The organism is Actinomadura miaoliensis, from assembly GCF_039536785.1.
In the GTDB taxonomy this organism is placed as follows: Bacteria; Actinomycetota; Actinomycetes; order Streptosporangiales; family Streptosporangiaceae; genus Spirillospora; species Spirillospora miaoliensis.
This window is the reverse complement of the sequence record NZ_BAAAZG010000038.1, coordinates 38,770-51,586: the sequence shown is the minus strand read 5'-3', so window position 1 is coordinate 51,586 and position 12,817 is coordinate 38,770. Positions and strand designations below refer to the sequence as shown.

Below are 12,817 nucleotides of genomic sequence, written 5' to 3'. Positions count from 1 at the left end.
CGGGGTTCCTGTTTTCTCGACCTCCGGCATCATGAACCGCCCAGAGCAGCTACTTGGGCCGGTGCACGCTTCCTCAGAGGAACGGCGGCGGCGTATCTCGTCGCACGCCATGAGGTAGCCGGCGACGACCAGTGCCGCCGCCAGTGACAGGCCGAAACGACCACGGCGATCAACATGGCACCCGGCTCGACGGCCAGGGAGGCCAGTCCTGCCGACACCACCGCCAGCTCAGCGGCGAGCAGCCACGCCCCGGCCGCCTCGCGGACGATGGGGCGCAGCACGGCGGTCTCCTCGTCCCCGCCGCCGTGGCCGGTGAAGCGCTCGCCCCGCCGCCCGATCCGGTTCGGCGTGACCGTCGCGTTGGTCACACCCATGACGACCAAGATCAGCCCGAGTACCTCGTTCACGGCGACTCCCAGTCGGTCAGTGTGGCACCACCCACCCCGGCCGGGCGACCACCGTGTCCCGCAGCGGCGCCCATGCGCGTGGGCGAGCACGGCGCCGCGCTGGTTCCTCAGGACGCGCTGCAAGACGTGTTCGGCCTCGATCTCGGGGCTGGCGCGCCTGCGGCGACGGCGCTCGCGCCCTGGTGGGGGGACGTTCGGCATGCTTCCTCCTGACGGTTCACCACACCCTTACGCGGCCCGACTCGCCTATCAGGTGTCCTTAGCGCTTTCCGAACGGCCGGAGAGCGCTTCTTGACGAGGCCCTGCCATGGGGGCGAGTCAGGTGAGTGGACGTGGGGCGCATCGCGGTGCCCCTGGGCCCGCGGGCAGCCGGTCAGTGCGCGCGGCCCCGGGCACGGGTCGTCGTCGCCCGCTTCTGCCACCGCAGCGGGATGAGGGCGGGCCAGCACCGGCGGGCGGGCCATCACGATGGCGGGCGACCAGCGCCGCGCATCACCGCGCGCGGCCACCGGACGGCGGATGCGCCAACACCATCGCACGGCCCGCGATTTTTGGAAGGGCAGCCCGTTCCGCGATGGTGGGAGCGGCGGGGCGCCTCGTCGGGCCGGTTGGCCGCTCGACGAGGCGCGGATGAGGTCGGGGTGTGGTCAGGTCGGGGTGTGGTCAGGTCGAAGCACTGCATGTTCACCGCGCCGCCGAGCGCCTGGGTGGCCTGGTTGAAGACGGCGTACCGGTAGCCCATGAGGAACTGCCAGGCGTTGCCCATCGTGAAAGCGGAGCCGAAGGACGTGACGTGGGCGCCGTCGGTGCTGCAGGAGAAACGCCCTTGCCGGCCGGTACCGGGACGGATGTCGGCGGAGACCCGCGGCCATATCCGGCCGCCGAGACGGGCGCGCTCGCCACCTCGTCCCAGCCCGACCCAAGTCCTGCCAGGGAGCTACCAGAGACGCCCTCAGGAAAGGCGAACGTACGAAACCAGCGTTTCCACGGCGGCGGCGAGCGACCCGAGGACCTCACTCCGCCCATCGCGAGGTACTTCCACGCGATAAGTACCATCTGCCCGCATTGCGATCCAGTACTGCCCCTCTGGCCGCAGGTCGATATCATCGTAAAGGCGAAGGAGAGTGCCATGAGTGATGATAGGGAACAATGAACGCAGACTTTCCACCGCATGCACGGCCTGCAACACATGCCGGATTTCCGCGAAGGCATCGTGCGTCAGCAGCCATTTCCACTGGAACTCGAGAGGATTACCTCGCTCATGCGCCGCAGACAACGCGTTGTAGCTCATGAACGGGAATCTGGCGCTCAACTCCGCCAACGTGCTGCCACCGAGCCAGTAACTCGCCATCCGCACCGTGGCCAGGAGGTCGTCGGTGCCGCCACTTGCCCCTACATGCCGATTTCTGGAGACCGTTATAGAGAACCTGCGTTCCCGGGCACCGAGGAGAACCGAGACCAGATTCGAACCTGACGCCATCTTCGCCGACAGCAAGCGCTCCTTACCGGACGCTTCCAGGACCTCCCCGATGTCGATCCTATGCTCCGCCGCAACGCCGATCACGGCCATGGTGAGACCACCCATGCGGACGAGATCCGGATAGAGATCACCATTGATCACGGCGGAGGGGTGCGGGCTCTGCGGTCCGTTCCCGGTCGTCATCTCGAAGCCACCTTGGGTATTGAGGCCCTCCACGATGCGTAGATGACCTGCCGCCGCGTCTCCGTACGGTCGTGTGGTTTTCTGACCGGCGGATGCGCCGGACGCTCCTCCGCCAACCGACACAAAGACGCCAATGGACAGAAGGCACCGCCACGTCGCCGCGCGCCCTCGTAATCCGGCCGAATCCGGCCGCCCTGGCCGGGTGCCGCGGCAGTCAAGTCCGATCACGTCGCCGGGGTGATGAGGGGGGCTGGGGGCCGGGGCGAGGGTGCGGACGTGACAGTGTCGTCTGATGCCGGCGGGGCGGGGGATTCGCTGTGGCGGTGTTTCCGCCTGGGGTTGATCAACGATGTGGCGAATCCGAAGGCGGGGGTTTTCGCGGTGTCGTTCTTGCCGCAGTTCGTTCCGGTGTCGGTGCCGGCGTGGTGGCGGGTGTTGCTGATGCTGATGCGTTTGGCGGTGGTGTGGGCGCTCGTCGACGTGGTCTGGTACGGGGCGGTGATCAACCTGCCCAACAGTACACGTGCTCCTCACTGTCCCGTTCGCCGCGTATCAGCTCGGCAAGTTCCCGAAGGATGCCCAGAGCGACGAACGGATCCAACTCCGCGCCGTCCTCGGCCTTCCGTTCCACCCACCATCGCGCCAGTTCGTCGATCTCAGAACTCGAAGCAGTGCCGAGCGACCTCACGAGGGTATCGGACAGCGAGAAGACGGCAGGACCATCCTCGATCTCCGCCAGGACCTCTGGGAGACCCGCCTCGGCAATCTCCTCGAACGAACGACCGGCACAATGGGCCTCCCAGTCCAGCAGTGCCTCTTCAACGTCAAAATTGCCACATTCCACAACGGTACGCGAGGCACTCGGACCTCCCAGCAGCGCGGCACGTGCACTCGCTCTCGTCGCCACAAAGAACTGCACGATGGTGCTCACCGTTCCCCCTTTTCATGACAGGGATATTCCAGACGCCGCCGCTGACGAATGGGGCGGCGCCTCCGTCAACTGATCAGCGTTACCCCGCACTGCTCGCCGCCTCGCACGTCTGCTGCGCACTCCAGGCGGGGCTGCGCCACTCGTGTTCCTACCAGTCCGTGTCTCCGCCGGCTTCGCAGCGGACCGGCCCCCGCCTGACCGGCCCGGCGTACGGCCTGAGCACACAGGCGGTCAGGGCTCTCGCCGCGGACACCATGCGCCATGCCCTGCCCACCGACCGAGGGCCGTCAGGCGGGCCGTCGTGGGCTCGACGTGGTCATCTCTTCCTCTTCCTGTCCGGCATGATCGCCTCGGCTGCCGTCCTGGCGTTCGTCGGCCTCGGCGGAGCACCGGGCCCGGCGGCGCTCGTGGTGGGCCGGCGGTTGTCTGACCACCGCCCTGCGCTCGGCCACCCGCGGCATGCCATCACCGCTGACGATCTGTGTCTACCTCGACGGGAACATGGGCTCTTGGACCGGCGCCCGCATCGGATGCCCGGGCGTGTGTGGCTGCGGCATTGCTCACCGCAACGGGGCCGATCCGCCACGCCAGGAAGCGGCCCGCGCCGGTTGGGCGCCGAAGAATCGAGGGAGTTGGCGCGGGAGCACGCCGATGGATCGCGCGGGATCGGCAGGACGGAAGGATGCGGCCCGCACCGGTCGGGCGCCGAAAAATCGAGGGAGTTGGGGCGGGAGCACGGCGATGGATCGCGCGGGATCGGCGGGATGACCGGAATCGGTTGATCATGGGCGGCCGGGTGCCGTATGCAGGCGGTGTGCCGTTCACCTTGAGTCACCCCGCCGCCGTCATTCCGCTGGCCCGTGGCCGGCTCGTGCCGTCGGCGCTGGTGGTCGGGTCCATGGTGCCGGACGTCCCGTACCTGTTCTCGATCGGCGCGTTCCGGGGGACGACGCATCGGCCGCTCGGCATCGTGACGATCGATCTCGTCCTCGGCATGGTGCTCTTCGCCGCGTTCCACCTGCTCTGGAAGCGGCCGCTGGTCGCGTTGGCGCCACCGTGGCTGCGGACGCGCATGGCGCGACCGGCGGCTGCGTTCGAGTGGCGGATTTCCGTGGCCAGGGTGCCGTTCTCGATCCTGGTCGGGATCCTGACCCATGTGCTGTGGGACGCGTTCACCCACCGGTACCACGGTTTCGCCGACGTCCTGCCCTGGCTGGTCACGACCTCTGTGGCGGGGCTCGAACTGTTCCGCTGGCTCCAGTACGCCAGCGGATTGATCGGCGGCGCGGTCGTCGTCCTGTGGACGCTGCGATGGCTGCGAGCAGCCGAGGTCGTAGAGGAAGAGCAAGTTCCCGGACTGTCCAGGCGCGGTGCGTGGACGGTGTGGGGCTGCCTGGCGGGCGCCGTGGGAATCGGCGGGGCGGTGGGCGCGGTCACGCTGTTCAATCAGGCGCCCAGTACCCCGTGGAACCTGCACGCGGGTATGGCCAGTGGCGCCGTCAGCTCGATCGGCGGCGCCCTCCTGGTGCTGACCGCCTACAGTCTCGTCTGGCTCGTCATGCCCTCCCGGCGATCGGCCTCGGTGCCGCCGGCGGAGCAGAGAACCGAAGCCGTGGGATGAAGCGCGTCGCCATCGCCGACTCGCCCGTTCTCCCCTCGCGGCGGCACCGTCCTCTGCCACCGTCTAGGTGTCGCTGGGGCGTCGCATGGGGCCCCACTTGCCCTTCTGCTCGGAGACGACGCGTTCGGCGTCGCCCAGTACGGACTCGTCGATCCAGGCGATGGGCCGGATGCAGCGCACCAGCGGTTCGTTGTCGGGACCGCGTGCCAGCTCCTCCCCCACCAGGATCCACGGCCTCACCCCAGGCCCCTTCTCGTGCTTGAGGTGCGAGTAGTCGTACAGCCGCCGGGCCACCCACACCACGAGCGGGCGCGGCGCCCACCACTCCTCGACCGTGAGGGGGTTGGCCGACAGGCCCGGCATCTCGACGCCGGTCAGTTCGTCGCGGCTGCTTCCCTCGGCGTCCGTCTCGGGGCCGCGCGACCACCGGACGAACAGCCGATCGTCCTTCTCGACCAGTCTCGCGAGCTCATCCAGGCTGGTTACGGTGGGCATCTCCTCCATTGGCCATGCCCTACCCAATCCCGGCCCCTCTCTGCCACTTCACCGCGGAATGGCCTGCGAGCCGGTCATCCGCGTTCGCAGTGGAGTCTCGACCGGCCCCACCGCTGTCGAGCCGGAAGCGGGCTGGTACATGATCCGTCCGTGGTGAGCGGCCGGCCCCCGACACGGGGCCGGCCGCCCCGTGGCGCCGGTTCCTCCCGGATCTGGCGTCAGAGCGCCTCGTCCAGGGCGTCGTCGTGCTGTGGCTGCGCTGTGGTCATCGTGACGACACGCTTGGTCATTCCTTCGGCCGAGGGGTCGATGCCCCAGGAGAAGACGATCCGCGGGTGGATCCTGATGATCTCGGGGCTGAGGTAGGAGCCCGGGACGGCCTGCTCGGTCAGCGCCTCGGCCCGGCCCCGGATCTCGATGCCGCGGACCGCCCACGGGTCGGTGGAGACCAGGTCGTCGATGACCAGGGAGACCTGGTCGTTGCGCCGAACGTTGCGGAACTTGCGGGTGTTGGCCAGGTTTCGGCCGTAGATATCGATGGTCCCGGTCTCTTCGTTGTACGCGAAACCGACCGGATTGTTCTGCGGGTCTCCCTTGGGACCGACGGTGGCCAGCCGTCCCAGCCGCTGTGTGCTCAGATATTCGCGTTCGATTTCTGTCAGGCTCATGACTCCAGCGTGAAGGCTCAACCTAGGTTGGGGTCAAGCGCGGCCCGCCGGTCGGCCGCGATCGACCTCGGGTTTGGTCAGCCGCCGAACGCGGTGGCTCGGGCGAGTTCGTCGGGTGCCGCTTGTAGACGTCGCCGGAGGACGCACCCTCCGCTCCGGCCTGGGATCACGTCGAGAAGTCGGCGGCGTCCCGGAGTCCCGCCTGGATGAGGCCGGGTGTCCCGGCACCCAGTTCGCTTTCCCGAACGACCGTCAGGTCGCCCTTCGCTTCGTAGAGGACGAAGCGCACATCGGACAGTTCGAAGACGCCCCGCTGCCGGAGCTGCGCCAGCAGGTCGCTCTCCGTCACACCACAGATCCACAGCTGATGACGACGCATCTCCCCATGGGCGACCAGAACCCGGACGCGATGGTCGGTGAACCGGCGAAACGGGGGATACAACCGCAACCCGCTGATCACGCGATGCATTGCGATCAAGGTGACCAGGGCGACCGCGCCGGTGACGAACGACTGGTCCGAAGCGACCGCCGTCCGGCCCACGATCGCTCCCACCGCCACCGCGGCGACGAAGTCAATGATCGTCCACTGGGACAGCGTGCGCCGCTCTCCCATGCGCAACGCCAACAATGCCGTCCCGTACATCAACGCGGCCTTTCCGGCGACCGCTCCCAGGTGCATCCAGTCCCCGATCAGCCATGACATGACAGCCCCCCCCCCCGACGGTTTCGCCCGTTCACACGCCGTGCGTCTCTCGTCTGTTCCGTTGTACGAAGCGGTCGGTGGCGATGTGTTGCCGGGCGGGCGGTCTCCGGCCACGCCGCTCCTTTGGCCACCGCCCTCAAGGAGCCGCGAAATGGAAGCCGGGGCCTCGCCCCCCGGAACGTCCACCACACCAGCGTCTGCGCCGCCGACAGCACCGGCAAAACCCCGCCCTGGGACGGGCCCGTACCGCCTCCCGCAACCGCGCCTCCGCACGCCCCGCCACCACCGCCACGACCAGCGCCACCAGTACTCGCCGCGGCATCCGCTTCCGCCCCGGGGCAGGGTCGCCCGGGAACACGCCGCCTCGTCCAGCGCGCCATGCGCCACGGGGCGGGACCGCCGATTTCCGGAGAGAATCCGATCGAGCCATACCCGTACGCGTGTGCGGCTGTGCCAGCGGGACGCAAGGATACGGTGAAGGCGTTCAGGCGATCCGGACGCCTTTGACCTCCCGCATATGGCGCGGACCGTTGGCTCGGGCTGATCGGACGGACGGTCGCGGAGCAGCGGGCCTTCCGAGACCGCCAACTGGTGCCGCTTCGTGCTGAGGCAATGGCCGTGCGTGCGGCTCCCGAATGCACGGTCGCAGGGTGAAAGGTCACCCGGTGATCCGCATACGTTGGGCACGGAGACGGCGAAGCTCCGTGCTGGGAAGTGCCTCGCCGCAGGCATCAGCTTGACGGCTGACCTGACCTGCCGTGCCGGCCCAGGCCGTCCATGACCTCGCCAGGCGAGTCGCCGCGCTCTATCCGCTCGGTTCACTGCCGGGCGGGGGTTCCGCCCTCAGGCGTTGGCCTTGTCGGCGTACTGCCGGCATTCGCCGGTGAAGACGATGGCGAGTTCGGCCTCGATGACCGACGTCACGAGATCGGCGGCCGGAGTCCCGTTCACACCGGCGGGGTCGCGGTAGACCTGCATCGCCAGGCCCTCCGTCACGGCGGCGAGGCGGACGGCGGCGGGCCACGGGTCCACATCCTCCTGGACCTCGCCGCATTCCTTGCCGTTGTGGACGGCCTGGGCGATGTCCTTGCGCAGTGCCCGTGCCGTCTCGTTGTCGACTTCGGCGAGGGCGGGGGCGTCCAGGGCACGGCCGGCGAACGCCCTCGCGACCCGGAACTCCGTGCGGCGCGTCTCGTCCAGCGGGATGAACTCCGTCAGCGCCTCGCCCAGGATGGCCGCGATGGGCTGACGGTGCCGGGCCCCGTCGCGTACCCGTTCGTCGACCCTGCTCCGGATATGCGCGCTGACGTGGTTGAACGCGTGCAGGAGCATGTCGTCCTTGGTGCGGAAGTAGTGCTGCACCAGGCCGACCGAGATTCCGGCGGCGGCGGCCGTGCGGGCGACGGTGACGGCGTCGAGGCCGTGTTCGGAGATGAGCCCGCAGACGGCCACGGCGATCTGGCGCCGTCGCTCCTCATGATCGGCTGTCCTCGGCACTTGATAACCATATCAGCATACGGTAAAAACCGTATGACCATATTGTTATCGTCCGCCGCCGAGGAGCACCGTGCACAGCCGGCTCAGACACGCCGCGACGAAGGTGGCGGCCATGGCGTTCTGCCTGTTCGTCTGCGTCTCTCTCGCCCCAGCCCACGCCCAGCCAGGGCCGTACGCGCAGATCGACGCCTACATCCGCGACCGCATGAAGGCCACGCGCACCCCCGGGATCTCCTACGCCGTGGTCGGTCCCGGCGGGCCGGTCCACCAGCGGTCCTGGGGAACCGACGGGCGGGGTGAACGCGTGACGGCCGAAACCCCCTTCCTGTGGGGTTCGATCGCCAAGCCCGTCGCGGCGACCGCCGTCATGACCCTCGTCCAGTCGGGACGGCTCCGCCTGGACGACCGAGTCGTCGATCACCTGCCGGGTTTCCGGTTCGGAGGCACCTCACACGCGTCCAAGGTGACCATCCGTCATCTGCTCGCGCAGACCACCGGCCTTCCCGAACCGGCAGGTTTCGAGGTCACCGACTGCTTCCGGTCCGGCTGCCCCTCCCCCGCCGAGCGCATCGGCGCCCTGGACGACGTGAAGCCGCTCGGTCCTCCCGGTACGAGGTACGCCTACACCAGCGCCAATTACCTGCTGCTCGCCGCCGTGGTGGAGGCGGTCACCAAGCGTCCTTTCGGCGACTACCTCCGGCAGGCGGTCCTCGGCCCGGCGGGCATGGACGGAGCCGTCACCGACGCGGCGTCGGCCAGGAGACGGAACCTGCCACCGGGCCACCAGCTCCTGTGGGGCATCCCGTCCGCGATCGCCGACGGGATCGACGACCAAGGCGCGAGTTACGGCTACCTGGGCGGCGACCTGGGTGACCTGGCCGCCTTCGCATCGCTCCAGTTGCGCAGGGGGAAGACCGTCGACGGCGGCACCGTCCTGACGTCCGACTCCGTGCGGCTGATGCGCGAGGAGGGGCGGCTCCAGCCCGCCGGCACGGGAACCGGCTACGGGCTGGGCTGGCGGATCGGCGGACTGGACGCGCCGCTCGACACGGCCGTCTGGCACACGGGCGCCACCCCCGGATACTCGGCGATGCTGTTCCTGCTGCCGCAGCGGAACATCGCCCTCGTCCTCCAGCAGAACATCTACGGGCTCCTGCACGACGGGGCGGTCATGGAGGTCGGCTTCGGTGCGGTCAGGCTGCTCGCCGGCGGTCGGCCGCCCGCCGCCCAGCCGTCCACTTCGACGTACTACGCCACGGTCTGGGGGGTCAGTGTCCTGGCGCTGGCGATGATCCTGGCGGCCGGGCGCTCGGTCCTGCTCCTGCGCCGCCCGGCCGCGACCGCCGCACGTCTCCGTCTCGCGTTCGTGACGGCGGCCTGGTGCGTGCTCGGCGCGTTGCCCGGTGCGGGGATGGTGTGGCTCGCGGAGTCGATGCCCCTGCGGCAGGTGAGGACGTGGGTACCCGACGCCTTCCTCGCGTTCTGCGTCGCGGCGACCGCCGGCGCCGTCACCGTCGTCCTCCGGATCATGCTCGCCCTGCGTGCCGGCGGGCACTCGCGTTGACGACCTCGTGGCGGCGGAGAAGACGGGCCGATCTTGGTTTTCTGGAAGGGCGCCGGGAACAGAGAGGACCATGACCGCTGCCACCCATCGGCCCCGGGCGGATGCCGAGCCGGCCGACCTGCGCCTCCCCGGCATCGTGCTGGGCGTGGGTCTCGGCGGATTCGTCGACGGCATCCTGCTGCACCAGCTGCTGCAATGGCACCACATGCTCAGCAGCACCGACAGCGACAACATCGGCGTGAGGTTCTACAACCCGCGCACCCTGTCCGGTCTGCAGATGAACACGGTGTGGGACGGTCTCTTCCACGTCGTGTGCTGGCTGTCGGTGCTGATCGGGCTGGCCGTCCTGTACTCGCGGGTCACCCACCGGCGGCGCCGCGTCTGGACGTCCCGGGTGCTGTGGGGATGGATGCTGGTCGGCTGGGGACTGTTCAACCTCGTCGAAGGCATCATCGACCACCACATTCTGGGCATCCACCACGTGCAGACCGGTGCCTACCGGCTCTGGTGGGACATCGGCTTCCTGGTGCTGGGCGCTGTGCTGGTGGCCGCCGGATACCTGCTGCAGCGCACCGGCACACCGTTCGTCCCCGAGCCGGGCCCCGAGCCGGGCGGCGCCGCCGGCAGGCCTCGGAGCGCCTGATGCACGACCACCCGATGCCCGCGCACGGCGGCGGAGCGTGGCAGGCCGTACCGGCGGTGGCCGCTGCCGTGCTGCCGGCGGTCGTCTACCTGCTGCTCGTGCGCCGCGCGGCCCGGTCGGGGCGCCGTCCGCCAGGGCGATGGCGCACGGCGGCCTTCCTCACCGGATGCGTCCTGCTGGCCGTGGCGCTGCTGCCTCCGGTCGCGCCGTTCGCGCACCGGGACTTCCGCGGCCACATGCTCCAGCACCTGCTGATCGGGATGTACGCGCCGCTGGCCCTGGTGCTGGGCGCTCCGATCACTCTCCTGCTGCGTGCGCTGCCCGTACGGCATGCCCGGCGGCTGACCGGTGTGCTGCGCAGCCGTCCGATGCGCTCGGTGGCCCACCCGGTCACGGCGCTGGCCCTGAGCACCGGGAGCCTGGCCGTCCTGTACTTCACGCCTCTGTACGAGGCGACCACCGCCGATCCGGTCCTGCACTGGTCGCTGCACGCGCACTTCCTGCTGTCGGGGTGCCTGTTCGCCTGGGTCATCGCCGGTCCCGACCTCGCGCCGTCCCGCCCCGGCGTCCGGGCCCGGCTGGTGGTGCTCGGCGTGGCCATCGCCGCGCACGCCGTCATCGCGCAGCTCATGTACGGCGGATTCCTCGTCGACGTGCACGCGCCCATCGCCGAGGTCCGCGGCGGCGCGGAGATCATGTACTACGGCGGGGACATCGCCGAGCTCCTGCTCGCCGCCGCCCTGGTCGCCACCTGGCGGCCCCGCGCCTCCTCTGACCGTGGAGTCCGCCGCCGCCCGGTCGACGCCTCGCCCGCGTGAACCGCGCCTCCCCGCACCCCGGTGGTGCAGGACGTCAATCGCCATGGGCCCCCTTCATTCGCGTCCTCGGCCTCAGCAGGCGGCCACGGCGGCGCCTGCCTGGTGTACCCCTCCGTCCCGGGGTAGGGGCCTGGAACCGATCGCCGGGAACGTGGCCGGTCGGCGGCCGAGGGACTCGAGGGGGCATCGGTGCGGGAGCCCGAACTGGAGCGGCGGATCGAAGCGGCCTGGGAGAGGCTCGGGCTGGAGGAGCCGAGGCCGGGGCAGCGGGACGCGGTGTGCGCGCTGGCCAAGGAGGCCGACGCGCTGGTGGTGATGCCGACGGGCAGCGGGAAGTCGGCGGTCTACCAGGTGGCCGCCGCCGTCCTGGGCGGTCCCGCCCTGGTGGTGTCTCCGCTGATCTCCCTGCAGCGCGACCAGGTGCGGCAGCTGCGCGCCATGGGGCTGGAGGCGCACGTCCTGAACGCGACCACCGGTGCCCGCCGCCGCGAACAGGGCCTGGCCGCGTTGCGCGGCGACGGCACGGCGTTCGTGTTCATGGCTCCCGAACAGCTCGTACGGCAGGACGTGCGCGACGCGCTGCGGGAGTCGCCGCCCCGGCTGGTGGCTGTGGACGAGGCGCACTGCATTTCGGCCTGGGGGCACGACTTCCGTCCCGACTACCTGCGGATCGGCACGACGCTGGACGCGCTGCCGCGCCGTCCCGTGGTGGCCGCGCTCACCGCGACCGCCGCCCCGCCGGTGCGCGCCGAGATCGTCGAACGGCTGCGGATGCGCGATCCCGCCGAGGTCGTCCGCGGATTCGACCGCCCCGAGCTGCGCCTTTCGGTCCGAACGTTCCACGATGCCGAACGGCAACGCGAGGCGGTGCTGGCGAAGGCGCGCGAGCTGCGCGGATCGGGCATCGTCTACACGGCGACCCGCAGGGACGCCTCCGAATACGCCGACGCGCTGGACGGCGCCGGCGCGTACCACGCCGGGCTGCGCCGCAAGGAACGCGACCAGGTGCAACGGGCGTTCATGGCCGGGGAGATCCGGATCGTGGTCGCCACCACCGCGTTCGGCATGGGCATCGACAAGCCCGACATCCGGTTCGTCCTGCACGCCAGGGTGCCGGACTCGCTCGACTCCTACTACCAGGAGATCGGACGGGCGGGCCGGGACGGCGACCCCGCCGAGGCGATCTGCTTCTATCGCGGCGAGGATCTGGCGCTGCCCCGCTTCTTCACCGGCGGCCTGCCCGACGAGGAGACCCTGGCCGCCGTCTGCGACACGGTCGCGGACGGTCCGATCACCCGCCGGAACCTGGCCGAGCGCACCGGCCTGTCCGCCCGGCGGCTCACCGCGCTGCTCGATCTGCTCAACCGGGCCGGAGCGCTGCGCCTGCGGAAACGCGTCGAGCCCGCGCCCGACGCGCCGCCCACGTCCCAGAACGTGGCCCGCGCGCTGGAACTGGCCGAGGAACGCCGGTCCGTCGAACGCACCCGCATCGAGATGCTGCGCCGCTACTGCGAAATGACCGACTGCCGTGGCCGCTTCCTGCTCCGGTACTTCGGCGAGACCCGCGAGCGCCCCTGCGGGCACTGCGACGTCTGCCAGGCGGGAGAGGCCGAACAGCTCGCCGAGAACGCCGCCTTCCCGATGGGCGCACGCGTCCGGCACCGTGAATGGGGGCCCGGAGTGATCGTCGGCGGCGAGCAGGACCGGATCACCGTCCTGTTCGACGAGGCCGGCTACAAGGAACTCCTGGTGGAACCCGTCCTCGACCAGGACCTCCTCACCCGGGAATGACCCCTCGGCCGGCGCG

13 protein-coding genes are annotated in these 12,817 nt (G+C 70.0%); 5 read left to right on the top strand and 8 right to left on the bottom strand.

Annotation, left to right across the window (positions count from 1 at the left end; translation table 11 throughout):
• Window positions 1-29: 29 nt before the first annotated feature.
• From ABD811_RS25065 to ABD811_RS25050, 4 genes are all read right to left on the bottom strand, one after another.
• A complete protein-coding gene (locus tag ABD811_RS25065; RefSeq protein WP_344952370.1) occupies window positions 30-407 on the bottom strand; it encodes a hypothetical protein in 378 nt (125 codons plus the stop codon).
• A gap of 952 nt (window positions 408-1,359) precedes the next feature.
• Window positions 1,360-2,070: a DUF6193 family natural product biosynthesis protein gene (locus ABD811_RS25060; protein ID WP_344952368.1), complete on the bottom strand. Its 711-nt coding sequence runs from the start codon at window positions 2,068-2,070 to the stop codon at window positions 1,360-1,362.
• Window positions 2,071-2,294: 224 nt separating this feature from the next.
• A complete protein-coding gene (locus tag ABD811_RS25055) occupies window positions 2,295-2,576 on the bottom strand; it encodes a hypothetical protein (RefSeq protein WP_344952366.1) in 282 nt (93 codons plus the stop codon).
• Window positions 2,573-3,001: a hypothetical protein gene (locus tag ABD811_RS25050; RefSeq protein ID WP_344952364.1), complete on the bottom strand. Its 429-nt coding sequence runs from the start codon at window positions 2,999-3,001 to the stop codon at window positions 2,573-2,575. Before ABD811_RS25050 ends, ABD811_RS25055 begins: the two co-directional genes overlap by 4 nt.
• 814 nt (window positions 3,002-3,815) lie before the next feature.
• Between ABD811_RS25050 and ABD811_RS25045 the strand changes: the two genes are divergently transcribed.
• Entirely contained in the window at window positions 3,816-4,622 is an 807-nt protein-coding gene (locus ABD811_RS25045) for a DUF4184 family protein (RefSeq protein ID WP_344952362.1), read from the top strand.
• Window positions 4,623-4,685: 63 nt separating this feature from the next.
• On the opposite strand, the gene ABD811_RS25040 is transcribed toward ABD811_RS25045, so the two are convergent.
• The 4 genes from ABD811_RS25040 to ABD811_RS25025 all read right to left on the bottom strand — a co-directional run bounded on the left by ABD811_RS25040 (window position 4,686) and on the right by ABD811_RS25025 (window position 7,985).
• Window positions 4,686-5,117, bottom strand: coding sequence for a DUF6098 family protein (locus ABD811_RS25040; protein WP_344952360.1), 432 nt, complete (start codon window positions 5,115-5,117; stop codon window positions 4,686-4,688).
• A gap of 218 nt (window positions 5,118-5,335) precedes the next feature.
• On the bottom strand, window positions 5,336-5,785 hold the full coding sequence (locus tag ABD811_RS25035; RefSeq protein ID WP_344952358.1) for a PPOX class F420-dependent oxidoreductase: 450 nt from the start codon (window positions 5,783-5,785) through the stop codon (window positions 5,336-5,338).
• Between the two features lie 166 nt (window positions 5,786-5,951).
• On the bottom strand, window positions 5,952-6,488 hold the full coding sequence (locus ABD811_RS25030) for a DUF421 domain-containing protein (RefSeq protein WP_344952356.1): 537 nt from the start codon (window positions 6,486-6,488) through the stop codon (window positions 5,952-5,954).
• A gap of 843 nt (window positions 6,489-7,331) precedes the next feature.
• On the bottom strand, window positions 7,332-7,985 hold the full coding sequence (locus tag ABD811_RS25025) for a TetR/AcrR family transcriptional regulator (protein ID WP_344952354.1): 654 nt from the start codon (window positions 7,983-7,985) through the stop codon (window positions 7,332-7,334).
• Window positions 7,986-8,097: 112 nt separating this feature from the next.
• On the opposite strand from ABD811_RS25025, the gene ABD811_RS25020 reads away from it, so the two are divergent.
• The 4 genes from ABD811_RS25020 (at window position 8,098) to ABD811_RS25005 (ending at window position 12,801) form a co-directional block, all read left to right on the top strand.
• Window positions 8,098-9,549, top strand: a complete 1,452-nt coding sequence (locus ABD811_RS25020) for a serine hydrolase domain-containing protein (RefSeq protein ID WP_344952352.1) — start codon at window positions 8,098-8,100, stop codon at window positions 9,547-9,549.
• A gap of 70 nt (window positions 9,550-9,619) precedes the next feature.
• A complete protein-coding gene (locus tag ABD811_RS25015) occupies window positions 9,620-10,192 on the top strand; it encodes a DUF2243 domain-containing protein (RefSeq protein WP_344952350.1) in 573 nt (190 codons plus the stop codon).
• A complete protein-coding gene (locus ABD811_RS25010) occupies window positions 10,192-11,010 on the top strand; it encodes a cytochrome c oxidase assembly protein (protein ID WP_344952349.1) in 819 nt (272 codons plus the stop codon). Before ABD811_RS25015 ends, ABD811_RS25010 begins: the two co-directional genes overlap by 1 nt.
• A 189-nt stretch (window positions 11,011-11,199) precedes the next feature.
• Window positions 11,200-12,801, top strand: coding sequence for a RecQ family ATP-dependent DNA helicase (locus ABD811_RS25005; protein ID WP_344952348.1), 1,602 nt, complete (start codon window positions 11,200-11,202; stop codon window positions 12,799-12,801).
• The last annotated feature ends 16 nt before the right edge of the window (window positions 12,802-12,817 follow it).

What these genes read in the sequence shown, in the direction of transcription:
- ABD811_RS25060 (WP_344952368.1), bottom strand. Translation starts at nt 2,070, where the DNA reads ATGACGACCGGGAACGGACCGCAGAGCCCGCACCCCTCCGCCGTGATC.
- ABD811_RS25040 (WP_344952360.1), bottom strand. Translation starts at nt 5,117, where the DNA reads ATGCCCACCGTAACCAGCCTGGATGAGCTCGCGAGACTGGTCGAGAAG.
- ABD811_RS25035 (WP_344952358.1), bottom strand. Translation starts at nt 5,785, where the DNA reads ATGAGCCTGACAGAAATCGAACGCGAATATCTGAGCACACAGCGGCTG.
- ABD811_RS25030 (WP_344952356.1), bottom strand. Translation starts at nt 6,488, where the DNA reads ATGTCATGGCTGATCGGGGACTGGATGCACCTGGGAGCGGTCGCCGGA.
- ABD811_RS25020 (WP_344952352.1), top strand. Translation starts at nt 8,098, where the DNA reads ATGGCGTTCTGCCTGTTCGTCTGCGTCTCTCTCGCCCCAGCCCACGCC.
- ABD811_RS25015 (WP_344952350.1), top strand. Translation starts at nt 9,620, where the DNA reads ATGACCGCTGCCACCCATCGGCCCCGGGCGGATGCCGAGCCGGCCGAC.
- ABD811_RS25010 (WP_344952349.1), top strand. Translation starts at nt 10,192, where the DNA reads ATGCACGACCACCCGATGCCCGCGCACGGCGGCGGAGCGTGGCAGGCC.